Origin of the sequence: Blautia hominis (genome assembly GCA_002270465.1) — a bacterium.
GTDB lineage: Bacteria > Bacillota > Clostridia > Lachnospirales > Lachnospiraceae > Blautia > Blautia hominis.
The window spans coordinates 226,415-250,687 of the sequence record NQOF01000002.1 but is presented as its reverse complement, the minus strand read 5'-3'; the positions used below and the strand labels follow the sequence as shown (position 1 = coordinate 250,687).

Below are 24,273 nucleotides of genomic sequence, written 5' to 3'. Positions count from 1 at the left end.
TTCCGCCTTATTCTGCTTTATTCATGATACTCTGCAAAGCTGCAACAAAATCATCATACCAGCTCTGGAAGGATTCCTCAGACACATATGATGCGCATGCCTCCTCCAAAGTCTGCCCCTGGGCGATCAGCTCCTGCACAGCCTTCCGGTCCTCCGCGGCCTTATCCGCCAGATTATATTCCAGAACTTTCCTGGCTTCTGTTCCGTTCTCAAAAGCCTTGGTCGTATAGGGCGTTGCATTCTCAAGCGTACCGAACAGGCTGTCTAACACATCGTAAGTCTTGTCCGGAATCTCCAGTCCCTGCCCGTCAACCACCTTGTCAACAGCCTCCAGGGAGTTTGCTTCCTTCTTTACCGGAAGATATCCTGACGCGCAGCTGAAGCGGATGTTGTTCTCCGTCTCAGTGAACCATTTCAAAAACAGCACGGAGGCGTATTCCTCCTCCTTTGTTGTCTCTGTGACTACCATTCCGGCTCCCTGCTGCACAATATAATTCCCTCCGTCCGCAAAAGAAGGTGCGGGGAGGACCACATAGTCGATAGGGTAAACATTGTCCTCCTGTTCCACCTCATCGGGGAAATACATGGATGCCGTGGAGGAGCCTGTAAATGCCAGGATCTCTCCTATTTTTACATCATCTGAGCGGAATTTGCCGTATGCGGTAAAGTATCCCTTCACAAAGGGCACGTAGAAATTATCCCATATTTTCTTCATGATCTCTTTGTCCGCTGCAACGGAAGCTTTGCCGTTCTCCACCTGGAAAATATCCTGGCCAAGCTGTTTGGAGCCTATGACAAAAAGGTTCGCAACCGAATCTCTTCCATAAAATGCTTTTCCGTCCTCCGGCACATCCGGGGTCAGGGAGTCTGTCCACTCGTAATACTTTTGGGCGGTTTCCGTTACACCTTCCAAGGTGGAGAGGTCTTCCAGTGACGCCCCGGCTGCCTCCGCGAATTTATCCCAGTCTGTCTTGTTCATCATGAAGATCTCACTGGACTTTGCCGTGGGGAAAATACGGAGTGTATTGCCCTCACCGATCCTTCCCTCCTCTATGTAGGAATCCACGTATTCGTCCAGCTCCTCCTGAGACATATAGGCGGAAATGTCTGCCAGCTTTCCTCTGCTGTCCACCGTATAGGCTGCATCTGCGTAAGCGGAAAAAATATTGGGCATTTCCTGGGCACCCACTTCCTCATTCAGGGATGCCATCACTGTATCCTCCAGCTCGTTTACATTTCCCTGGCTGTAACCTTTTACAAAAATACCCTTTTCTTTTCCCACAGTCTCATTGAACTCATTGACCAGCTCGTCAAAAGCCACCTGCTGGGCACCGTTATAGTAATGCCAGACTGTGATGGAGATGGGTTTGTCCGGATCTAGTTTCACCGCGGCCTGGTCATCCCCATCCTTCGCTTCTCCTTCTTCCTCCTGCTTCGTCTGTTCCTCATTTCCGGTCTTGGTGCTGTCATTACCGCATCCCGCAAGGAGACCGGCAGTCAATGATGCTGCCAGAAGCAGGCAGCAGATATATCTCATTCTCTTTTTCATATGTAATTACCCCTCTGTTATCTATATTTCATTCCCTATAATCATATCATTCGCATACGGGAATGTAAATCTTTTTCCTGCTTTCTTGCGTCTTTCCAAACTTTCGTATAAAATAAACAGAGGATTTCACAAAATCTGTATTTGGAGGAAGATAAATGATTCAATTATTATCACGTCTTTTTATTAAGGATCATAAGAACACAGCTGCGCCTAAGGTACGACAGGCCTATGGGATCTTAAGCGGTGCCGTAGGGATTTTTCTCAATCTCCTGTTGTTTGCCGGGAAATTCGCGGCGGGCATGTTGAGCGGTTCCATTGCCATAACGGCGGATGCCTTCAATAACCTGTCTGATGCCGGTTCCTCTGTGATCACGCTTATCGGCTTTAAGATGTCCGGTCAGAAGCCGGACCCGGAACACCCTTTCGGCCACGGAAGAATTGAGTATATCTCCGGTCTTTTTGTATCAGTAGCTGTATTGATCATGGCATTTGAGCTGGTAAAATCGTCCATAGAGAAACTGCGCCGCCCCGCTCCGGTGGACAGCAGCCCTCTGATCCTTGTCATCCTGTGTGTCTCTATCCTGGTAAAAATGTATATGGCTTATTATAACAAAGCCCTCAGCCGGAAGCTGGACAGCGCAGCTATGTCCGCCACGGCCGCTGATTCTCTCAGTGATACCGTGTCCACAGCCGTTGTGCTGGCTGCCACTTTGATCGGACGCTATACCGGCATTCTCATTGACGGGTGGTGCGGTATCCTGGTCGGACTCTTTATCTTTTATACCGGTATCCAGGCCTTAAGGGAAACCATGAATCCCCTGCTTGGGCAGCCTCCCAAGGAGGACTTTGTAAAAAATATCGAGTCCCTTGTCACTGCCCACCCCACGGTCCAGGGCATTCATGACCTGATCGTCCATGACTACGGTCCCGGCCGTCTCATGATCTCCCTCCACGCCGAGGTGCCTGCAAGCGGCAATATCCTGCAGATCCACGATGAGATAGACAACATCGAAAAAGAGCTGCAGGAAAAGCTGCACTGTTCCGCCACCATACATATGGACCCCATTGTTACCGACAACGTCCATATCAATCATCTGAAAGCGGAGGCAGACCGTATCATCAGCGAAATTTCACCCAGGCTTACCATGCATGACTTCCGCGTGGTGGAGGGGCCAACCCATTCCAATCTGATCTTTGACCTGGTCATCCCCCACGATTTTCCCATGACAGAGGTGGATGTTGTAAACCGGGTCAAGGAGCAGATCCGGGCACTGCAGGGCTGTTACTATGCAGTCATCCAGGTAGACCATAGTTTCGCTTAAAAAAGAGGAAAGCTGCGCACACAGCTTTCCTCTTTTTTATCCCGGCAGATATCTGCACACAGCCAGCAGGTATACTGCCCCATAGTACAGGACCAATAGTATCTTATCTAATTTCCTGCTGTTTTTCTCACCCAGCAGGTTGACAGCCAGTATGGTATCCGACGCCACAAAGGCTGCTCCTCCAAGAGCGGCCGCGGCCCCGGACGGTCCCGGTGACTTTAGAAACACCGTCACTGCCATGGAACACATGGCACAGAGAAAGGCCACATAGAGTGCCCCTAACACTGCCAGCTTTCCCAATTTCCTGATATAAGGCCTGAGTATGGCAAAGAGCACTGCATACACACAGCACAGCAGAACGAATGTATACCAGGCAGGTGAAGCCAGACACAGCAGCCCCCCGATAAAGCACACATGGGCTGCGGCAAACACCGCGGCTCCCGTCACAAAATGTACCTCCAGCAGCGCATCCGCTGTCATGCAGAAAATGGTTCCCGCTGCGATAAGCCAGGATACCCGGCTCTGCTCCCTAAGTGCCAGATATAGAGCCGGCAGCACTGCCATCCATGTGGCAGAAACTTTATAACCGATCTCTTTTCTGCCTGTTTTATGCTTTTTCCGCACATACGTGGTTCCCAGAAAAATCATCAGCACCGCTGCTGCTGACAGAAAAAATATTTCCCATCCTTTCAAGCATATCCCCCTTCCCCCAGACCTGCGGACAGATCGTTACTTTCCGTGTAACTGTTCAGTGCCCTCACAGTTGCCGGCAAAAATCCGTGCAGGATCGCCTTTGGCGATGGGATTTTTGCTAGGCCGTGGTACACTTTCTTACGGTCAGCGCAGTGGATACGCAGACCTACTGAATCGTTACCTTTTAGTATACTATATTCATCCGTCCGCGTCCATATTTCATACTGAGGGAACTCAGGGAAGGTAATGATATGCTGTTTTTTTCCTGATAGTATAGAACACAGCCAGGGCAAAAGCCATCAGCTCCGCCGCCACGGATGCGCTCCAGACACCGCTCACACCAAACAGGATGGAAAATCCGATCAAAAACAGGACCAGAAATACCAGCGTCCGCATAAAGGACAGGATCGCCGAAACCTTTCCGTCTCCAAAAGCGGTAAACATGGCGGAACTGAAGATATTATAACCTTTGAACACATATCCAAAAGCATAAACCGACAGTCCTGCCGTGGCAAGTTCATAGACCCGGCTCCCGCGCTCAGCGAAAACAGAGGCCAGATTTCCGGAAAACAGCAAGGTTCCCACCGTCATCACTACACCGACGCCCATACAAAAACCAATACTGATCTTATACAGTTTCCGAAGCTTTGGTATGTTTCCTCCTCCGTAATTATAGCTGAACAGAGGTGCCACGCCCATGGAATATCCAAGACTTATGGCAATCAGCACAAAATCCAGGTAAAGCAGGATAGAGATTGCCGCAACCCCTTCATTTCCCACCAGGCGCATCATTATAATATTGAATAAAAAGGTGGTGATACTTCCTGACAAGTTGCTCACCATCTCGGAAGAACCATTTGTCATGGAATGCAGCAGCACCTTCCAGTCCATCTTAGGCTTTACAAAATGAAGCTGCGCCTTCCGATTAAAAATAAAATAAAAGATACTGAAAAATGCGGGAATACAGTAGCCGATCCCTGTTGCCACTGCCGCACCGGATATTCCCATATCTAAAATGCCGATGAATACATAATCCAGTATCACGTTGGCCAGGCCGCCTGCCACAGTAACGGTTAGGCCAATGTGAGGCTTTCCGTTTGCCACAAAGAGACTCTGGAATTCCAACTGCAGTATATTGGCCGGCTGGAAGAAAAGCAGAGGGAACGCATAGGCATAACAATATGCGTAGATATCCTCATTTGCCCCCAGCATGTAAATGATCTTTTCCAGGAAGACAAAGGAGAGGACCGTGATCACAATGCCCAGCCCTACAGCAAACAATGTGATAAACGTCACGTTCTCGCAAGCCTCCTGCTGTTTTCCCTCTCCCAGCTTTCTTGAAACAATGGCAGTGATGCCGGTTCCGAACATGGTACCCAGCGCAATGACAAAGCTGAGAAGCGGGTAAACAATATTAACGGCGGAGAAAGCGTCTGTGCCCACAAGCCTTGACACAAACATACCGTCCACCACGGTATAAAGGGACATGACAACCATCATGACCATAGAGGGAAGAGCGAATTTCAGAATGGAGGGAACCGTTATCTTTCTTTCCAGGCCCTGATCAATCATCCTGCATGTTCCTCCATTCATAGCCGCTGATGGTTTTCAGCACATCTCCAAACAGCTCTAGCTGCTCCTGGGAGTATTTGCCCTTTAATTCCCTCTCTATTTTGTAAAACACCTGGTCGTATACCCCCAAAACCTGAGTGATATGCGGACTCAGCTCCAGATAATAAACCCGCTTGTCTTTTTCGCTCTGCTTTTTTACCACCACACCCTGCTTTACCAGCTCGTTGATCTTCAGGGTTACGGCGGACTTGGTGATTTTCAGCACATCGGCCATCTTGCTGACCGTGCACTCTTTCATCTGTTCGATCACATTGATGTATAAAAGGCTGTTGTAGGAAAGCCCGTTATAATAATCATTTCCGTTCATCACCTGCAGCTCATAAAGCGCCATGTGATAATAGAAATTATTGATTTCTTTTACAATACCCATTTTTATCCTCCCAATCATTTAGTTTTGTAAATTTAATTAAATTCACTTAACTATATTATCAGGAGGATTTATGTTTGTCAACTGAAATCTTTGCCGTTTTCCCTCTCACCCAGAGTAGCGCAGGGCATCAATGGGGCGCTTTTTTGCCGCCTTATTTGCCGGGTACAGGCCAAAGAGCACTCCGATCAAGCCGGAAAATCCCACAGCCACCCAGACCACCTCCGGGGCCATGGAAAAACTCATGGCATCCTGGCTCACCTTTCCGATCATCTTTAAGATCCCCCAGGAAGAGCCGATGCCGATCAAGCAGCCCATGAGGCTTACCAGCAGCGCTTCGATGAGAAACTGCATCATGATACTTCCTCTGCCTGCACCGATGGCCTTACGGATACCGATCTCCCTGGTCCTCTCTGTCACGGACACCAGCATAATATTCATAATGCCTATGCCCCCCACCAGAAGGGATATAGCCGCAATACCGCCCAGCATAAGAGACAGGGTACTGGTCACACTCTCCATGGTTTCCATCAACGCTGACTGGCTGACGACGGTGAATGCGTCCTCATCGTTGCCAAACCGTTCCAGCATCATCTGTTCCATAGCCAGCTCTGCAAAATCCATGGTGTCCTCACTGGCTGCCGACACATAGAACTGGGTCACGTACAGGATATTATCTGCGATCCGGGTCATGGTGGAATAGGGGATATACCCCTCCAGCATCACACTGCTCCCCTCTTCCGAACCTGCCGACATCTGCACAGCGGATGCTGACTCCTCCTCATCCAGGATACCGACAACAAGAAAACTTCTTCCGTCCAGGGCTACTGTCTCGCCCACGGCGTCCTCATAGCCGAAAAGCTCCTCGGCAGAATCCTTTGTGAGGATCACCACATAAGAATTATTTTCCACATCCGTGTTCTTTATATTCCGTCCATAGGCCAGCTCCAGATTCTGAATGTCCAGATAGCTGCCTGTGGTCCCGATCAGCGTCATAGATCCGTCCACATAGCCGCTTTTTGCTGTGACACTGGTTCTGGAAACGGGTGCTGCTGCCTCAATATTTTCGTTTTCCGTAAATCCGGACAGCTCTGAAAGGCGCAGGGGATTTTCCTTGTCATCTGAAATGGATACCGTCAGATAGTTGGAACCCATATTGGATATCTGGTCCGTAACTGAGGATGTAGCTCCGTCCGCAATAGAGACCAGTACCACCAGGGCAATGACACCGATAATGATTCCAAGCATGGTGAGGAAGGTCCGCATCTTGTTGGAGCAGACCGCGTTCCAGGCCATTTTCAATGACTGTAGTATCATATCCTCACCTCTCTCACTTTGCCGTCCCTGATACAGATCTTCCGTTCCGCCTCGTCCGCCACCTGGTTGTCATGGGTTATGAGGACAATGGTGTTTCCTGCACGGTGCAGTTCGTGAAATAATTCCATGATCTCTTCACCTGTGTGGGAATCCAGATTGCCTGTGGGTTCATCTGCCAGGAACAAAGAAGGTTCTGTCACCAGTGCTCTGGCGATCGCCACCCGCTGCTGCTGCCCGCCGGACAGTTCTGCGGGGCGGTGGTGCCTCCTGTGTGTCAGCTCCACCCGCTCCAGGGCTTCCCGTACCCTCCTCTTCCTGTCCGCGGTTTTCACCTTCTGGTAAATCATAGGCAGCTCCACATTTTCCTCCGCGCTGAGCCGGGGCAGAAGATTAAAGTTCTGGAAAATAAACCCTATCTTTCTGTTTCTGATCCCTGCAAGTTCAGTCTCTGAATACTGCTCAATGGCAATGCCGTCCAGAATATATTCCCCTTCATCCGCGGTATCCAGGCATCCGATAATATTCATCACCGTGGATTTTCCCGAACCGGAAGGGCCTACGATACTGACAAATTCTCCTTTTTCAATCTCCATGCTGGCGTGGTCAAGGGCGCGGACCTCACTGATTCCCATGCGGTAAATTTTGGATACATCTTTCAATTGAATCATAGGATCACCGCCTTAATTCATGGACGGGGGCGACTGCATCTGACCCTGTCCGCCAAAATCAGGCATACCGCCTCTTTCCCCGGAACCGCTGCCCCTGTCTTCCATCATTCCGCCGCCCATACCGCCGAAATCACCGGGCATACTGCTGTCCTGACTGCCGGATTTATTGTCAACGGATACTTTCCGGTAATATACCGTATCCCCCTCTGCCAGTCCTTCTGTGATCTCCACGGTGCTGCCGTCAGAGAGGCCTGTTGTCACTTCTGTCTCACCGCTGAGGCTGCCGTCCTCATCTTTGCCGGTATACACAAACGTCCGGTCTCCCTTCTCCTGGATGGCGTCTACCGGAATCGTGATGATATCCTCCCTGCTCTCCACCGTGATAGTAGCTGACGCATTCATCCCTGTCTTCATCCGGGAATCCCGGGCCACAGTAATGTTCACGCTGTATTTTGCCACACCGCCGCTGGCACTGGCGCTGCTGCCCACTTTCGTCACTTCACCTTCAAATTCCTTGTCCTCAATGGCATCAAAGGTCAGCGCGGCTGTCTGTCCGTTGGATACGGAGTTGATGTCCAGTTCATCCACATTGACGGATAACACCATATTGTCATCCGATGACATGGTAAAGGCCGCCACATCTGTACTGTACTGGGATGCCTGGGCCGTGTCCGAACTGCTGCCGGTGTTGCTGCTTCCGGTTCCTGTGCTGCCGCTTCCGCTGACAACATTGCCTGACGAACCGGAGCCGCTTCCGCCGGTGGCGGAGTTTCCTGTTCCTGTCTGTTCAAGCCCTGATAAGCCTGTGCCTACTCCGGTGGTCCCACTGCCTCCCGTATTGCCGCTGGTTCCTGTACCGGCTGTATTGGCTCCTCCGCTGCCGTCCCCGCCAGAACTTCCTGCGCCGCCTACGTTGGCTCCGCTGCCGTCCCCGCCGGAACCTCCTGCGCCGTCCCCATTGGCTCCTCCGCTGCCGTCCCCGCCGGAACCTCCTGTACCGTCTGCATTGGCTCCTCCGCTGCTTCCTGTACTGCTGCCGGTCCCTGTACTCCCCGCATCGGTTCCTCCGCTGCTTCCTGAGGAATGATCTCCATCTGTATTATTGTCTGTATCTCCACCGTCCGGGTCTGTATTGCTGCCGCCTGTATTGCCGCTGCTGTCTTTCTCTGTGGCGGGATAGGTGACCGTAAAGGAGAGTTCCTTATTGCCGGATGACACTGTGATACCTGATACTGCGCCGTTTGCAATACCGGAGATACTGTCCGCCTGGAAATACCAGCCCTCAGCCGCAGTCAGCTGCACCTGTGCCCGGTACACGGTATCCGCCGCAAAAGTCCGGTCCCCCGGTTCATAAGTCACGGTTCCTGTATAGCTGCCGTCCGCAGCCAGGACCTCGGTCTGGGGGGACTCCCCTTTCTTTGGAACTTTCAATACCAGGAGAGCGGATGTACACTCCCCTTCACCGGTTATTGCAAATTGTATTTTTGCATCCTGGTTTTCTGCAGTCAAAAGTGCATCCGTCTCCAATAGAATGCTGCTGTCCTCCATTCTCCCTTCTGTGTCAGCCAAGGTGACCACATCATAGGAACTGCTGTCTGCACCGGACATCCCATATGCCATATTGCTCACTTTTCCCGCGGAACCGCCTGATGATGACACCTGGGAGGAGCTGCTGCTCTGACTGTTTCCGGAACTGCTGTCTGAGACATTGACACTTTGAATGGTGCCGTCCATCAAAGCCATAACAGAACCGCTTTTTGAAAGCTCTATTAATTTCTGCAGGGTCTCTGCGTAGGCTTCTCTCTGGGCCAGAGCCTCCCTGTATCTTGCAGACTGGGTGGTTTCCGTAAGGGTAAGGAGAGTAGTGCCTGCACTGACGGATTCATCCTCCGATACTTTAATTTCATCCACCGTGCCTCCTGTAGCTGTCACGGCAAGCTGCTGATGTATGTACGCCTCACCGCTGCCAAGAGAATTTCCTTCGGAATCCGTAACAGATACCGTTTCTCCCAGGCCCACACCGCTGTCAGTAAAGGTGATCACACAGGTATTCCCCTCCACACTCTCTATCGTTCCTGTTTTCTCACTTCCGTCTGGGAGAAATACCGCAACACTGTCCCCCTCAGCCACAGCACTGACTGCTTCCAGCTTTACAGCCATCCTGCCGTCAATAGAAAGCAGAATGACAGCTCCGTTTTCCAGCATACTGTCCGCGATACTGCTTCCCTCTGAAACATAAATCCGTTTCACTCTGCCTTCCACACTGGCCGTGATCTCTTCAGCTTCCTCATCATCCTTGGTCTCATTGATCTCCTCATCCAGATTCTCAATTTCCTCCTGAACATCCTGCATGGCACTGAGTACAGAGGCGCTGTCCACCGTTGCAAGCACATCCCCTGCCGAAACATGGTCGCCGCTCTCCACTTTCACCTGGTCAATGACAACACCGGAGGGCACTGTCACATTGACCGGCGTATCTGCCTCCAGATTTCCGGTCCCCACAATGGTTTTGGAAATGCTCCCCTTCTCCGCGGACGCCTCCTGGATCATCTGGCTTCCCATAACCGGCAGGCTGCCTTTCTTTTGGTTCAGTACGATCACTGACCCGGATATACCTGCGATCACCACCACAGTAACGGCTCCTGCTGCTATTTTTTTCTTTTTCGGCAATTGTTTCCATTTTCCTTTGATATTTATATGCTTTTTCGTTTTTTTCATTCCTTTCTGCGGTATTGTTTGGGTTCCAGTATAAAAAAGTAACCTTAAATGAACCTTAAAGGACCTGCCTGTCATATGTGAATTTTCTGTGTCCCTCCATATTTTTCTCTTTTGCCCTATAAGACCCCTTATAATTTTACTTTTTTCAAAAATAACTCTGGATTTTTTTGTTACTTTGTGAGAAAATGTCATTGAATAGGACGTTAAATTTCTAACGCACTTAATGTCAATACATTCTTGAAAGGAGTTTTAAAATGATTTATTCACATGAAGTAGAAACAATGTGTCCGGTAGCTCAGGGCGTTAACCACGGCGCTGCTCCCATTCCGGAAGAAGCAAAATGGGTAAAAGCAAAAGAAATAAAGGATATCTCCGGTTTAACACACGGTGTAGGCTGGTGTGCACCACAGCAGGGTACCTGCAAATTAACCTTAAATGTTAAAGAAGGTGTGATTCAGGAAGCTCTGGTGGAGACGATCGGATGTTCAGGTATGACCCACTCTGCAGCTATGGCATCTGAAATTTTACCGGGAAGAACCATTTTGGAAGCTCTTAATACAGACCTTGTCTGTGATGCCATCAATACTGCAATGAGAGAATTATTCCTGCAGATTGTATACGGAAGAACACAGAGTGCTTTCTCAGAAGACGGACTTCCTGTAGGTGCAGGCCTGGAGGATTTAGGAAAAGGACTGAGATCTCAGGTTGGTACCATGTACGGAACCCTCGCAAAAGGACCTCGTTATCTGGAAATGACAGACGGATATGTTACCGGAATCGCTTTAAACGAAGAAGATGAAATCATCGGATACAAATTCGTAAGCTTCGGCAAAATGATGGACTTCATCAAAGCCGGCGATGACGCTAACACTGCTTTTGAAAAAGCTCAGGGACAGTATGGCCGCGTAAACGATGCAGTGAAGATCGTTGACCCGAGAAAAGAGTAATTGTCTCTTACATAAGTCTGGCGTAGAAAGAATAGGAGGATAAATTAATGGCTTTATTTGAATCATATGAAAGAAGAGAGAAACAGATTCTTGCTGTTTTAAAAGAGTACGGAATGAACTCTATCGAAGAAGCTGCTGAGGTGACAAAGGCAGCAGGATTAGATGTATATAAAATGGTAGAAGGTATTCAGCCAATCTGCTTTGAAAACGCAAAATGGGCATACACCGTTGGTGCTGCCATTGCGATCAAAAAAGGCTGCAAAAAAGCTGCTGACGCTGCTGCTGCAATCGGTGAGGGACTTCAGTCCTTCTGTATCCCGGGTTCTGTTGCTGACCAGCGTAAAGTAGGTCTTGGACATGGTAATTTAGGAAAAATGCTTCTGGAAGAAGACACAAAATGTTTTGCATTCCTGGCAGGCCATGAGTCCTTTGCTGCTGCTGAGGGTGCTATCGGTATTGCAGAGAAAGCAAACAAAGTCCGTAAAGAGCCTCTGCGCGTTATCTTAAACGGTCTTGGAAAAGATGCCGCTCAGATCATTGCCCGTATCAATGGATTTACATATGTAGAAACAGAGATGGATTATTACACAGGCGAAGTGAAAGAAGTGTTCAGAAAAGCATACTCTGAAGGACTTCGTGCCAAAGTAAACTGCTACGGTGCCAACGATGTAACAGAAGGTGTTGCTATCATGCACAAAGAAGGCGTTGATGTTTCCATCACAGGAAACTCCACCAACCCCACAAGATTCCAGCATCCGGTTGCAGGTACTTACAAAAAAGAATGTATCGAACAGGGTAAAAAATACTTCTCCGTTGCTTCCGGCGGTGGTACAGGACGTACCCTTCACCCGGATAACATGGCAGCAGGTCCTGCTTCCTACGGTATGACAGATACTATGGGACGTATGCACTCTGACGCACAGTTCGCCGGTTCCTCTTCCGTTCCGGCTCACGTTGAGATGATGGGCTTGATCGGCGCAGGCAATAACCCGATGGTTGGTATGACCGTTGCTGTGGCTGTGGCTGTTGAGGAAGCTGCGAAAGCTGGAAATTTTTAAGAAAATGCTGATAGAATAAGTTTTTTGAGATAGAGGGAATGTTTGATGGTTGGAATAAATTTATTATACTATTGACATTTTAATTTCCTTGACGTAATATAATATTAGCAAAGAAAAGCGATTGTGTTCCACTGGTACACAGACGAACCCCCAGAGAGTTGCAGCTCTCTGGGGGTTCTATTTTCCTTTTAAAGAGGAATAACTTAGGCTGACTGTCGATCATTTATCTCTATCCAGCCATTTGCAAATATAGTAGCAGACTATACCTGCCGCAATAGAGATAAGAAAAGCGACTATGTATTCCAAAGATACACCTCCTTCCTGCTGGAAAGAGTCAACAGCAATTTAATTATAGCTATTAAGTGGTGGATTGTCCATGCCGATTTGCAAAATAAAGAGTAAGAATGGGCAGTTATCAGTAGTGCACAGTAGTACACCCATAGCGCACAAACACCTCTCAATCCCTTATAAAACCGCTCCTCACCGTTTCTGTTGAAGAAACTGCAAAAGAAGGTAAATTCTAAGAAATTTATACACCTGCGTTCCTACACTTACCCCAGCCTATAAGCCGGGGTTTTTTATTCACAAAACATTTCATTATTTTCATAATTAAGCTTTGTATTCTGCATGCAGCATAGACTTACACGATTTATTTCCAATATTTACCAGTGGAATATCCCTTGACAGAGGATTACAATTATAGCAGGGGTGAGTTTAATGGATAGTGAAGACAAAGCTTTTGAAGAATGGATAAGCCGGCGTGTACTGGAAGAAACTGCGGAAATGATAAAAGATATGGAGAAAGATCCGGAGCTGGACAAATTTGTTCCATCCCGGGAATTGTATGAGCGGATTCTTAAAATAGCTCACAAACGCGGCTTACTTGAGGAAGAAGATGATGAAGATTAAATTGCCATATGCGTGTCATATTTAGCCATAAAAATACCGACCTCCAATTGTTAGATTTTTTGTCTAACTTTGGGGAGCGGTACACGTATCACCGGTTTTTAACGGAATGCAATGAAAAAGCGTCCAACGAAACCTGACAGTATATCTTGACCAGAAACCGCACGACACATCTGCTTTCATAAATCTTTCAAAAACCATTCACAATTCTTTTATTTTTTCACCACAGTTTCATCACATTTTCCGCGTATAGTAATACTTAACAAAGGACAACAACCTTTTTCATATAAACTTTTCTTTTTCATACTGCCGGGCCTTATGACCCGGCCCTCCTTCTTTATAGGCTAAACTTCACGTTCATTCAGTCCCCCCTCATCCTCATCATTAAAACATCATGAGATCAAAAGATATCTTCTTATATTCCGTAGCGTTCACGCTATACATCCAATCAAAACAATATTCCATAATATAGATTCTTCCTATCCTCAATATAATTCACAGAAAATCCCCGAGGAACTGTTTTCTCCGGGGATTTTTCTATTTTTTTCAAAGACCCTTTAGAATCATTTTATCTTTTCGCCACAATTTCAACACATTTTCCCTGTATATTAATATTCAACAAAGGTAATAACCTTTTTCATATAAACTTTTCTTTTTCTTTTGCCGGGCCTGCTGACCCGGCCCTCCTTTTTATAAATCCCACGCATACAAATTGGACTCGTTGTACAACATACTAACAGGGTGATGATATGATAAATGATTTGTCCTGTTTATTATCGCGGAGCAGCAGTACACGAAGTTACTTTGTATCCCTGCCCGTAGCCGTTCAGGTCGTGCTGCATAGAGATTATTCCTATATCCGCACTGCTGCCCAGCTGCATGACACTGCAGGTATATTACTTCGTAAACATGAAAAATACACATGACAAAGAATTTCACACAAAAAAGGCCTGCCTAAGCAAGCCTTTTATTGTTATAATTCTAATTTACTCATAATCTCCATGGCTTTGCCGTCAATCACAAGATCTGCCGCATCGTCAGCATAATGGTCCTGGTCATTGATCAGTATGATCTTATCCCCTTCAAAATACTTAACGTATGTCTTCGCCAATTGTGAATGCATCCTGCTTCCCAATATAAGCAGTGTGTCTGCCATTCCCACCTCGTCAACTGCACGGGTCAAAAGGGAATTATCTACCATTTCTCCCCGCAGACAGACTTCCGGACGGATCGTCGTGCCACACTTGGTACATTTGGGAGTACCCGCAGATTCAGCCACCGCTTTCATGGGATATTTTGTCCTGCACTTTGGGCATACATTCCGATAGATGCTCCCATGGATCTCCAACACCTTTTTACATCCTGCCCTTTTCGGCAGAGAGTAGATATCCCGGGTGATGATGGACTGCAGGATTCCTCTGTCTTCCAGACGCTTTAAGGACTTCATGCCGTCATTGATCCTTCCTCTCTTGCTCAATATCTCTCTTTTATAAAAGTCATAAAACTGCGTTACCCTCGTATTATAGAATTCAGCGCTGAACATTTCCTCCGGGGAACAACCATATCTGGTTTCAATATCGTATGCATCCTGGTCTGATCGCCAGTTGGTGCACCCGCACTGGCTGCTCACCCGCATTCCCAGCAGACACACCAGATACCTGCTGTTTTCAATGATCGCTTTTGCCCGCAGCAGCTTCTCTTCCTGTGACATTTTCCCAACTCCTCCGTCCTCTTCATGATCCAATTATTGGAACTAAGAATAATGTATCACTGTACAATTTTAAAGTCAAGAAAACAATTATCACATCTGTATGACAATGCAGAGCAAAGCGAATCCTTTTCTGAATCAGAATTCCTTATTACTGTATATCTTAATAGAAATCAGGTAAGATACTGCTAAAACCAGAATACTTACTACAAATATAGCACCCGCTGCGATCAGCTGTCCGTTCAGTGTCTGTAAAAGAAAGATGAGTTCCGACTCCGCAACAGTCCCTTGAATTAAATCCTTGAAAAGCATGATCACTAAAAATGGGATCAAAAACAACATCATGAAAATCATTCTTCCTCTTTCAACTCCCAGCTTATAGATCACCGGGATGATAATTCCTGAATAAATAGGAATTATCATACAAGTGGAAACCGAGCTGATCACCTGCTCTACGACAGGCATTCCCAAAAGTGCTGCTGTTGCGCCAGTCATTACGGCTGTAAACAAGGCAAGGGCCAAAGTCATGACAATGATAAGCAGATACCTTGCCCGAACAACTATCTTTTTACTCAACGGAAGCGCTGCCGCATAGGTGTCCCAGTTGTAATACTGATCTGTATTAAACAGGCTGAGTACACATGTTAGAAAAACCACAATACACATGGTTCCTACATAGTTTGGACTCTTCATAATATACCCAAACACACATAAAAACAAAAAAAATATAATAATATATGTCTTCTGGGTGATCCTAATACTATATAAATCCTTTAACATCAGCCCCTTCATGATACCACCTCCCCTTTCTCCAACAACAACAGAACTTCTTCAATATCCGGTGCATCCACTACCAGATCCGGGTAACTGCGCATAAATTCCTGCCTGTCACGAATCAGAAATTCGTAACCCAAAGCCCCTCTTCTCAGACGCATGATCCCCTCCTTATCCAGTGTGCTGTAATCTTCTTTTGAACATTTCCCCACACCATATCTGTAAAGAATATCGTCCTTATTTTCTACAAAAAGCAGTTTTCCGTTCTGGATAAATGCAATATAATCTGAGACTTTTTCCAGATCACTGATGATGTGTGAAGATAAAAGCACGGTGTGTTCCTCATCCTGAATATATTCCAGCAGAATATCCAGCAGATCATCACGCACCAGAGGATCAAGTCCGCTGGTCGCCTCATCAAAAATAAGTAATTTCGCTTTGTGGGAGAGCGCCACTGCTATCTGCAGCTTCATTTTCATTCCCCTGGAGTAATCTTTTATCAGCTTTTTAGGCTCCAGTTTAAATTCTTCAAGGTACTTTTCATAGAGTCCGGCGTCCCATTGGCAAAAAATATTCTCCATGATCCTGCCTATCTGATAAGCGTTCATGGTCTCATGAAAATTGGATTCCGCCAGAACCATGCCCACCTGGTTCTTCCAGTTAGGGTCTTTATCCTCCAGTTTTTCACCGTCCACATAGATCTCACCGGCGTCTTTTTTTACAATACCGAGAATACACTTGATTAAAGTAGTCTTTCCGGCCCCGTTGGCCCCTACTAATCCAACGATACTGCCTTTTGGAACTTCCATAGTAATGTGGTCCAATGAGAATTTTTCATAGCTTTTCACCAGACCCTCAATTTTGATCGCTGCTTCCATTTTTATTCCTCCTCGTAGAGCATTTTAAGCATCTCTGTCAATTCATCCAATTCTACTCCGCTGATTTTGCTTTTTCCCACAGCCTTTTCCAATAAACCTTCTATTTCCTTTAGCTGCTCCTCTCTCACAAGCTCATGGTTTGTATCTGCTACAAAACTGCCCTTGCCAACCTGAGAACAAATAAATCCATCTCTCTCCAATTCTTCATATGCTCTCTTTGTGGTGATGACGCTGATGCGGAGTTCTTTTGCCAGAAGACGCATGGAAGGAAGTGGCTCCCCGGGTTTTAACTGGCCTCTCATGATTGCTTGTTTTATCTGCTCCGTAATCTGTTCATAGATAGGTTTCCCGCTTGTATTGCTGATTAGAATATTCATTTTCACTTCTCAACTTTCTGTACGCGCGTGTATATATATTATTTATTGTATATGCTCATTATATACATTAGATACATACTTGTCAATATAAAAGATAGAAATATTGTTGAGCTTTCGGGCTTGCCTTTACTATTTGGGGTTCGTCGGCAACTACGCCCCTTGTGGACTTTCACCACAGACTGACAGCATGCCCGTCATACCCAAAAAAACAGCATTGGCAATGAGCACCAATGCTGTTTTCTGTTAAATTTTCTTTCTGCTTTTCCCAATCAGGATCATGGCGGCGGCAGAAATTCCTGCCAGCAGGAGCAGTCCTTCTACTGGTGTGTTATCTCCTGTTTTTGCCGTCTTAGCTGTTGTTTTTGTTGTGGGTTTAACCGGTGTCTTTTTTGTACTGTCTGTTTTATTCACCGTTACAGCAGGAAACTGTTCATCTTTGCGTACCAGCTTTGTGGTAAGGATATAGGTGGAACAGTGTTCAATCTGAATGGTCACATATCCGTCCACAACCTTGATACTTTTCTGGATTGGTTCCACCCCGTTCTTTTTGGTATTGTAATAATACAGGTAAAGGTTCTGCCCGTCTTGAAAGCTGTCCCCTGCATATAGTTCAATTTCCGCCAATCCCGGAAGTTCTCCTTCATGGGCAAATTCCAGATACAAATTCTCTGCACCCTTTGCCATCAAGCTGCCCGCATCCTTGTTCTCTTTGCTCTTGGCAAATCCAAAATCTATGAAAGTATCTATGTTTGTTATCCCTGTTCCGGTGAATTTCCAGGAATACAAAAGCTGTCCTTTTTCCTCCGCAATGATGGTCAGTGTTCTTTCTGTGCCTTTCAGGCTCTTAAATAATGTCTTCTGCTGTTCTTTTGTCAAACCATTTCCATCTTTGCTTTTGTAGATCAGACTCGTCACACCAGAATCTGCCAACCCCTTTTCCAGTTCTTCGTAAGTGGAGGCTGTACATACCCCATCCGGATACTCTGGGTTCTCGTCCGGATTTGGCTTGTCTGGGTTTGGATTATCCGGGTTTGGATTATCCGGGTTCGGATTATCCGGATTTGGATTATCCGGGTTCGGGTTATCCGGATTTGGATTATCCGGGTTCGGGTTATCCGGATTTGGATTATCCGGATTTGGATTATCCGGGTTCGGATTATCCGGATTTGGATTATCCGGATTTGGATTATCCGGATTTGGATTATCCGGATTTGGATTATCCGGGTTCGGGTTGTCCGGATTTGGATTATCCGGGTCCGGCACTTTCTCCCCTACGGTCCACTGGTAAGATATTCCCTGCAGCACCCCTTCATCCACCTGTTTCATTTGATGGCTCTGGTCAACAAACATAATGCTTTCCGGAGCAATGGATGCCCGGAACATTTCCCCGCTGGGTGTGCCTGAGATCGTACCGATCACCACATCCTGAGCCTGTTCAAAGACAGTCCCTGCGGATGAAAAATAGATATCCAGGATACCGTTTTCATAAAAATACTCCCGGATCTTGCATCTGTTCTGTATCTCTTCCGAGAAAGCAAAATGAATCTCACCGATACTTCCGCTTTCCGCCTCTGTTATCCGCATTTGGATCCGAAAGGTTGTTGAGTGGTTCTTTATCATATCCCCATTGGGATAGAGAGCCAGTTCTACCTGGCTCGTATCCTTCTGCTGCATTTTGATCATGGTATCATCCTGCACTGCGGCAGATACGGGAACATAAGTCACCAACAATGCCAAAACCAAAGCAATGCATAAACTCTTAATTCTTTTCATCAGTTCCCCTCCTCATGGTTGTCTGTCAAATGGATCGGCGGCAGCGGATTCGGTACATCCATTGGAAGCGTGTCACTGACGAGACGCTCCCCTTCATTTGTATGGGCATCATCCACCCGATATAATTCCGCCCTGACACTGGTCACGCCGGCTGGAATCTGATTCGGCTCCATATAGTAAATCCATGTACCGGATGAAACTTCTCCTAATTCTCCTTCAGCCGGAACCTCCGCGAAGATCAACTGGGAACCATCCATTATATTTCCGTCCTGGTCATACAGTTTCACTACATTGTAGGAAGGATTTCCTTTATATTCCCCTGTAAAGATCAGGGAACCTGCAGGTATCAAGCCTCCGTTTTCATCATAGCTGTAATCTTCATCCAGAATGCCGATGCCATTTTCAAGCAGCTCCACATTATCTCCCGTAGGTCCTAAAATATCTATCTCGGACAAAGATACTGTGCTCTGTCCCTTGATCTTCAGCTTCAAATACGCCGCGTCATAGGTATACATCCAGGAATCCCCTTCTTTGTTAAAATAGGAGACAGCCGTATTTTCCGAGTAGGCCAGGCTTCCTGTTTTTACAGGAGTCCACTGTTTTCCGTCCTGGCTGATATAGGCATCAAAATTTTTGATGGCGTTTTTCGTGTCAGCGGCTGTGATCTTGAATGCAGCAGCTTGAAGGGTTCTGCCAAAGCTGATGACAAGTTCCGGAGATTTTGCCTCTCCGGTATACATATCTGTGTAGTCATTGTTGCAAATGCTGCTGATCCCCGAAACAGTGCTTCCCTCAGGGTTATCTTCATTTCCTTCCTCATGCAGGTCACTGGAGGATGTCATATTTGTGGTGATCTTCCATCCATCCTTTGCCACACTACCGTCATTGGAAATTTTCACAGTATCTGCCGTAACCTTCTCTGTCTGCTGCAGCAGTTTATCATACCCCACCACTTCATAAGTAAATACCCTGTTGTTCATAGATGCGATGGTGTCTGTATATGTCACAGTACCGTCATTTGCCTCCGCAAATCCAATCACCTGACCGTTTCTGTATATCTCATATCCCAGCATGGAATTTTGGTCAGCCGCATCATTGGAAAGGGTGATGGTTACCTGATTGGAATTCGGCACATATGCCAGGGCGGCACTCACCGCTGTCCCAGCTGCTGTACTTTCTCCGCCCTCAATGCGGTACGCTCTCGCTTCATCTGTAATATAGCTGATCCTTCTTGTCTCTGCTTCAAACTGTGATGCGTAAGCGATCGTATCCTCATCCGGTGTCATGCCCCACTGTTCAAAGAACTCCAGTAAATTTTTTTCGGCAGCTGCACAGGAAAGACGCATCAGGGTATTGTCTGTATCTTTCGGGATTGTCAGCGCGATTCCGTTCGGAGCCGGCGCGATCGCTGTATTCCTTGCATAAGCATCCACTCTTGCAAAGAAAAGGCTGTTAAACTGTTCCTCATAATTTTCATAGGTCTTATAATTATATCCGTCATCATATGCCAGATGGAGCTGCCAGTACATGGCAAGGCTTGTGAATACATTTTCCGCGCGGCCTTTTGTACCTGAGGTGACCTTTTTATATACATCCTCATATTTATACCGCACAGAATCATTTGTTTCCTTTGCCTGCGCCAGAATAGAATAATAGTTATTGGTTATCTCGGCAATGGCATAAGAAGGCTGATTGATGATATGGCCTATCTCATGGGCAATTCCCCATCCAAACAACTGTCCGCTCACATATCTGCCGTTGTCACTCTGCACCGGCACGCTGCGCGCAAGCCCGGCAATACTGCCCCACTCGATCCCGATATGGAGTCCGCCGGCATACATAAAGGCACCGGAAAACATTCTCATATACCGTATGTTCAGACGGCTGGACGGCAGGCTGTTTTTGCTGCCATACTGTGCAGTCAGTGTCTTGTCACCATGATAATCTCCCAGACCCTTATGCTGATAAAACAGTGTCACCATCTGTTCCATAGCCTGGCAGGATTCGTATAATACTTCTGTCTGATCATCCGGAGTGATGTCTTTTCCCTGGCTTTTCAGTCTGCTGTTAATACCGTTCAGGATCTGTTCCGCTGAAACAGAATACATCATCTGGTCCAGCACAATGTCCGTTGCCCCCAGAATACAGTTCTGTTTGTCATAGCTGTAGTCACAGCCGCTCTCTTTCTTGCCTTCGTGCAGTTTCTTGTGCTGCTCTGCGATCTTCGGAACATATGTATTGAGTTTTTCCACATAAGCCCTTACAGCATCCTTGGCCTCCGTCTCATCTGCTGCGCCTGACAGGTCAAGCTTGGGTATCTCCTGTCCTCCGCTTACACGCACGCTCATATTCAGTGCGTCATTATTTCCCGTGAATTCCACATAGAGACTGCCGCCGTGTTCTGTGTTTAAGCTTCCTATCTGAGGGATCGTCACTTCATTTTTGCCGTTCTTCAGATTCTGCACAACCACCTTGCTCCAGTTTCCTGACTCCGCATGGTACTGTGTGGCAATCAGATTCAGGTTTGTATTGGCACCCAGATCCGCGTCATCTCTTCCCACATACACTGCCAGTTCTTCCCCTGCATGGGCGCTGATGCCGAGAGGCTGCCATGCATTCAGGCCGCCGGAAAATCCCAGAGCGCCGTCTTTTTTCTTGGTCACGGAGGTATCTACCTTCATAACCCTTCCTGCATTTTTGTCGTTGAGAAGTTCTTTTGCATAGGCCAGGTCGGAAAGCAGAAGCTCTCGTTTCGGATGATGATCACCTGTCACTTCATCCGGCGTGTCCGCTCTTTTTTCCAATTCCTCAATGACAGCGGCTGTTACATCCTCCCGCAGTTCCACGTGCATGGCATCCGCAAACAACCCGTCCACATCTTTTTCCAGACTGTCATAATAGTAGAACTTCATCTCCGCTATGGAAACCCTTCCGTCTGAGGGCGCCCATGCCATGGCAAAGTTTATCTGGATTCGTTTTGCCTTAAATGGCTGGGAATAATTAAATTCATAATATACTTTACCGTTCACGCTCTTTTTCTGGGTGAAATGGCCGTCGATCATTTTCTCAGTACCGTTTTCATCCCAATATCTTGTCTTCGCATACCCATAGGCATACTGCTGTTTTTCATCCGGGACTACCACCAGCCTGTCCATCTCATAGCTCTGGTCAAAGGTAATGATGGGGGATGGCTTTCCTGCATTGAAACCGCCTGCATCCCAGGAGTCCAGGCTCCAGGAAGTGGTGTAATCATTATCTGCAACCGCCGCATCTGTCTCAGGCTTTGCGGAAGGGTAATCAATGGATGTAATATGCGCGGTGAGTCCCCCTCCCTCCAAAGGCGTATTGATCAGTTTGTAATTGGAGGTAACCGCAGGATTAATATCCGTTGTCTCACCTGCATATATCTTTGACTTGCCGCTGGTTCCCATTTCATTTGTTCCCGTAAGACAGATCTCATATGTGGTGCCGTCTTTTAAATCGGTAAGCTGATATTTATTCTGCTTGATCTCCTCTTTCTTTTCAAACGCTTCTGTTCCTTTTTCCCTGTAATAGAGTGTGTAGGAATCTGTATCCTCCATCTGCTTCCAGGTGATATCCAGCTTTCTGTAGCCTCCGGCAATATTCACATTTTCCGGCGCGTCAGGAGCTTTTGAAGGTTTCGGGATCACCGTCACTGCTTCAGAATACGCACTGCTCCAGTCCCCGTTCACGGAGCGGACCTGGACTGTATATTCCTCATTGTTTTTCATTTTTTCCGTGCCAAAGCTTGTGATAAGGATACTACTCTCTGCAGTGGGGTAGACCTTGCTTTTCCCGTCTTTTTTTACCATAACTTCATATCCCGCCACATTGGTCTGTGCGTTCCAGGTCACAGTAAATTTCTTATCCCCCGGCTCAGCTTTTACCTGGTCAGGAATGTTCATGACCGGAGCAGGAATCCTGTCCTCCATTCCGTTGAGGAATTCAACCTTGGAGATATCCGCCAGTTTACTTCCTCCGGTATCAGTCACCTTGATGACTACCTTCTTGATGGCAACCTGTTTTCCCAGATTTACAATAATGGTGCCGTCCGGCTCCATGACTGCCTGTGCCGCTGTGAGGGCAAACATAGCTGCGCCGCTTATGGAGGCCTCTATGGTCTGCGTCTCTCCGTTCTCATCTGTATACTCTACCGTCACGGTCCCTGCCTGGATGATATTGGCGGAATCCCTTGGCGGGGTCAGCACCAGAGCGCCTGCCAGTATGTCGGAACGCTTTTCCAGATCAAGCTGCAGTTCCACAGGATTTTCCGCTGAAATCTCCTCATCGTTTGCAGGCTTTAGGGAAACACTTCCGTCATTGCTCAAAATGCTCTCTACACTTCCCTCTGCCACCTGGGTGGAGGCACCTACGTTGGCTGTTATCTCATCCGGAAGATAGCTCCTTGTCACATAGGCTTCTGTTTTCTCATAGCCATAGCTGTAAGAGAACCATTGCAGATCCACTAAATCCACTTGCCGGTCTTGATTTAAGTCATATACGGAATCTGTATTTTCCTCATGTATGGCTTGGATCAGCCGGGTCTTATCGTTTTCATCTATAACGCCGTCTTGATCCACATCCCCGTATCCTATCACACCGGGATGTTTTTCCATATCAGATAAATCCATTCCGGTATAGACATCCAGAAACTGCATCTTTTGATCCATGGCCTGTATTTCCACGTCCTGATCATATGCGGCAAAACTGCCCCCGCTTATGCGAAGATGATATTCTCCGGGTTCCAGATCCACAAAAGAAGCCTCCGCCTTTTTAGAAACGCGCTCCCCCTCCTGCATGGAAAAAGCCGCGCGAAACTGCTGGTCTCCGTTTGTAAGGACCGCCTGCAATCCGCCGTTCAAGCTCTCCGGGTCACTGTATGGAAGCGTGTAGATCAGGCTCAGATGGAGCTGGCCTTGCAGCGTCCTATTCCCTGCTTCCGATCCGGGTACTGTTTCCCCCTCCTGCGCACCGGCCTGTTTCCCTGACTCCTCCCGGCTGCCCGGTGTCTCTTCTTTCTTCGGAGCTTCTGTCTGGCCTCCTGACGTCTCACCTGCCGTCGGCGCTTCCGTCCGGTCTCCTGATGTCTCACCTGTAGTCGGCGCTCCTGCCTGGTCTCCCGGCGTCTCACCTATAGTCGGCGCTCCTGCCTGGTCTCCCGACGTCTCACCTGTAGTCGGCGCTCCTGCCTGGTCTCCCGGCGTCTCACCTGCCGCTGGCACTCCTGCCTGGTCTCCCGGCATCTCCCCTGCCGTTGGCGCTGCTGCCTGGTCTCCCGACGTCTCACCTGCCGTTGGCGTTCCTGCCCGGTCTCCCGGCGCCTCACCTTTCCTCGGTACCTCCGCCTGTTTTTCCTGCTTTTCTGTCAGCAGGCTGATGCCTGCCTCTTCCCTCCGGGTCTGTCCGGCAGCATTTAAAAATCTCCCGCTCTGCCCCGGCCCGGCGGCAAATACGGTGGTTCCGGGTGTCTGCAGAAGCATACCGGATACAAGCAGCCAGGCACATAACTTTTTCATTTTCAATTTCTATTCTCCTTCCCTTTTCAGGGCCAAAAAAACGATATCC

General features: G+C 47.6%; 17 protein-coding genes. 4 read left to right on the top strand and 13 right to left on the bottom strand.

The window, feature by feature from the left end:
• Positions 1-7: 7 nt before the first annotated feature.
• A complete protein-coding gene (locus tag CI595_RS07150) occupies positions 8-1,549 on the bottom strand; it encodes an extracellular solute-binding protein (protein ID WP_095172598.1) in 1,542 nt (513 codons plus the stop codon).
• Between the two features lie 155 nt (positions 1,550-1,704).
• Between CI595_RS07150 and CI595_RS07145 the strand changes: the two genes are divergently transcribed.
• Positions 1,705-2,871, top strand: a complete 1,167-nt coding sequence (locus tag CI595_RS07145) for a cation diffusion facilitator family transporter (protein WP_095172597.1) — start codon at positions 1,705-1,707, stop codon at positions 2,869-2,871.
• Between the two features lie 36 nt (positions 2,872-2,907).
• Here CI595_RS07145 and CI595_RS07140 read toward each other — a convergent pair whose 3' ends face one another.
• From CI595_RS07140 to CI595_RS07115, 6 genes are all read right to left on the bottom strand, one after another.
• Positions 2,908-3,564, bottom strand: coding sequence for a lysoplasmalogenase family protein (locus CI595_RS07140; protein WP_095172596.1), 657 nt, complete (start codon positions 3,562-3,564; stop codon positions 2,908-2,910).
• A gap of 234 nt (positions 3,565-3,798) precedes the next feature.
• Entirely contained in the window at positions 3,799-5,136 is a 1,338-nt protein-coding gene (locus CI595_RS07135) for an MATE family efflux transporter (protein ID WP_187144006.1), read from the bottom strand.
• Positions 5,129-5,566, bottom strand: coding sequence for a MarR family winged helix-turn-helix transcriptional regulator (locus CI595_RS07130; RefSeq protein ID WP_065541314.1), 438 nt, complete (start codon positions 5,564-5,566; stop codon positions 5,129-5,131). Before CI595_RS07130 ends, CI595_RS07135 begins: the two co-directional genes overlap by 8 nt.
• 105 nt (positions 5,567-5,671) lie before the next feature.
• The gene (locus CI595_RS07125; RefSeq protein WP_242987143.1) at positions 5,672-6,880 is read right to left on the bottom strand and encodes an ABC transporter permease; all 1,209 of its coding nucleotides are present in this window, start codon (positions 6,878-6,880) and stop codon (positions 5,672-5,674) included.
• Positions 6,877-7,548 (bottom strand): ABC transporter ATP-binding protein, encoded by a 672-nt coding sequence (locus tag CI595_RS07120; RefSeq protein WP_095172595.1) that lies wholly within the window; start codon positions 7,546-7,548, stop codon positions 6,877-6,879. Before CI595_RS07120 ends, CI595_RS07125 begins: the two co-directional genes overlap by 4 nt.
• A 12-nt stretch (positions 7,549-7,560) precedes the next feature.
• On the bottom strand, positions 7,561-10,266 hold the full coding sequence (locus CI595_RS07115) for an efflux RND transporter periplasmic adaptor subunit (RefSeq protein WP_162291823.1): 2,706 nt from the start codon (positions 10,264-10,266) through the stop codon (positions 7,561-7,563).
• A 254-nt stretch (positions 10,267-10,520) separates the two neighbouring features.
• Between CI595_RS07115 and CI595_RS07110 the strand changes: the two genes are divergently transcribed.
• The 3 genes from CI595_RS07110 (at position 10,521) to CI595_RS07100 (ending at position 13,180) form a co-directional block, all read left to right on the top strand.
• Positions 10,521-11,213 carry an iron-sulfur cluster assembly scaffold protein gene (locus tag CI595_RS07110; protein WP_065541313.1) on the top strand — a complete coding sequence of 231 codons (693 nt, stop codon included), beginning with the start codon at positions 10,521-10,523 and terminating at the stop codon, positions 11,211-11,213.
• Between the two features lie 47 nt (positions 11,214-11,260).
• A complete protein-coding gene (locus tag CI595_RS07105; protein ID WP_095172593.1) occupies positions 11,261-12,271 on the top strand; it encodes a GGGtGRT protein in 1,011 nt (336 codons plus the stop codon).
• 717 nt (positions 12,272-12,988) lie between these two features.
• Positions 12,989-13,180 carry a hypothetical protein gene (locus CI595_RS07100; RefSeq protein ID WP_095172592.1) on the top strand — a complete coding sequence of 64 codons (192 nt, stop codon included), beginning with the start codon at positions 12,989-12,991 and terminating at the stop codon, positions 13,178-13,180.
• A gap of 970 nt (positions 13,181-14,150) precedes the next feature.
• Here CI595_RS07100 and CI595_RS07095 read toward each other — a convergent pair.
• From CI595_RS07095 to CI595_RS07070, 6 genes are all read right to left on the bottom strand, one after another.
• The gene (locus tag CI595_RS07095) at positions 14,151-14,888 is read right to left on the bottom strand and encodes an SIR2 family NAD-dependent protein deacylase (protein WP_095172591.1); all 738 of its coding nucleotides are present in this window, start codon (positions 14,886-14,888) and stop codon (positions 14,151-14,153) included.
• 135 nt (positions 14,889-15,023) lie between these two features.
• Entirely contained in the window at positions 15,024-15,677 is a 654-nt protein-coding gene (locus CI595_RS07090; protein WP_095172590.1) for an ABC-2 transporter permease, read from the bottom strand.
• Positions 15,674-16,537, bottom strand: coding sequence for an ABC transporter ATP-binding protein (locus CI595_RS07085; protein ID WP_095172589.1), 864 nt, complete (start codon positions 16,535-16,537; stop codon positions 15,674-15,676). Before CI595_RS07085 ends, CI595_RS07090 begins: the two co-directional genes overlap by 4 nt.
• A gap of 2 nt (positions 16,538-16,539) precedes the next feature.
• A complete protein-coding gene (locus tag CI595_RS07080) occupies positions 16,540-16,914 on the bottom strand; it encodes a GntR family transcriptional regulator (protein ID WP_095172588.1) in 375 nt (124 codons plus the stop codon).
• Between the two features lie 243 nt (positions 16,915-17,157).
• Complete coding sequence (locus tag CI595_RS26400; protein WP_187144005.1) at positions 17,158-18,687, bottom strand: hypothetical protein; 1,530 nt, start codon at positions 18,685-18,687, stop codon at positions 17,158-17,160.
• On the bottom strand, positions 18,687-24,224 hold the full coding sequence (locus CI595_RS07070) for a fibronectin type III domain-containing protein (RefSeq protein WP_243135141.1): 5,538 nt from the start codon (positions 24,222-24,224) through the stop codon (positions 18,687-18,689). The genes CI595_RS26400 and CI595_RS07070 overlap by 1 nt, the downstream gene beginning before the upstream one ends.
• Positions 24,225-24,273: the final 49 nt, after the last annotated feature.

Coding starts and splice junctions, on each gene's coding strand:
- CI595_RS07150 (WP_095172598.1), bottom strand. CDS start 1,549: ATGAAAAAGAGAATGAGATATATCTGCTGCCTGCTTCTGGCAGCATCA.
- CI595_RS07145 (WP_095172597.1), top strand. CDS start 1,705: ATGATTCAATTATTATCACGTCTTTTTATTAAGGATCATAAGAACACA.
- CI595_RS07135 (WP_187144006.1), bottom strand. CDS start 5,136: ATGATTGATCAGGGCCTGGAAAGAAAGATAACGGTTCCCTCCATTCTG.
- CI595_RS07130 (WP_065541314.1), bottom strand. CDS start 5,566: ATGGGTATTGTAAAAGAAATCAATAATTTCTATTATCACATGGCGCTT.
- CI595_RS07125 (WP_242987143.1), bottom strand. CDS start 6,880: ATGATACTACAGTCATTGAAAATGGCCTGGAACGCGGTCTGCTCCAAC.
- CI595_RS07120 (WP_095172595.1), bottom strand. CDS start 7,548: ATGATTCAATTGAAAGATGTATCCAAAATTTACCGCATGGGAATCAGT.
- CI595_RS07115 (WP_162291823.1), bottom strand. CDS start 10,266: ATGAAAAAAACGAAAAAGCATATAAATATCAAAGGAAAATGGAAACAA.
- CI595_RS07110 (WP_065541313.1), top strand. CDS start 10,521: ATGATTTATTCACATGAAGTAGAAACAATGTGTCCGGTAGCTCAGGGC.
- CI595_RS07105 (WP_095172593.1), top strand. CDS start 11,261: ATGGCTTTATTTGAATCATATGAAAGAAGAGAGAAACAGATTCTTGCT.
- CI595_RS07100 (WP_095172592.1), top strand. CDS start 12,989: ATGGATAGTGAAGACAAAGCTTTTGAAGAATGGATAAGCCGGCGTGTA.
- CI595_RS07095 (WP_095172591.1), bottom strand. CDS start 14,888: ATGTCACAGGAAGAGAAGCTGCTGCGGGCAAAAGCGATCATTGAAAAC.
- CI595_RS07090 (WP_095172590.1), bottom strand. CDS start 15,677: ATGAAGGGGCTGATGTTAAAGGATTTATATAGTATTAGGATCACCCAG.
- CI595_RS07085 (WP_095172589.1), bottom strand. CDS start 16,537: ATGGAAGCAGCGATCAAAATTGAGGGTCTGGTGAAAAGCTATGAAAAA.
- CI595_RS07080 (WP_095172588.1), bottom strand. CDS start 16,914: ATGAATATTCTAATCAGCAATACAAGCGGGAAACCTATCTATGAACAG.
- CI595_RS26400 (WP_187144005.1), bottom strand. CDS start 18,687: ATGAAAAGAATTAAGAGTTTATGCATTGCTTTGGTTTTGGCATTGTTG.
- CI595_RS07070 (WP_243135141.1), bottom strand. CDS start 24,224: ATGAAAAAGTTATGTGCCTGGCTGCTTGTATCCGGTATGCTTCTGCAG.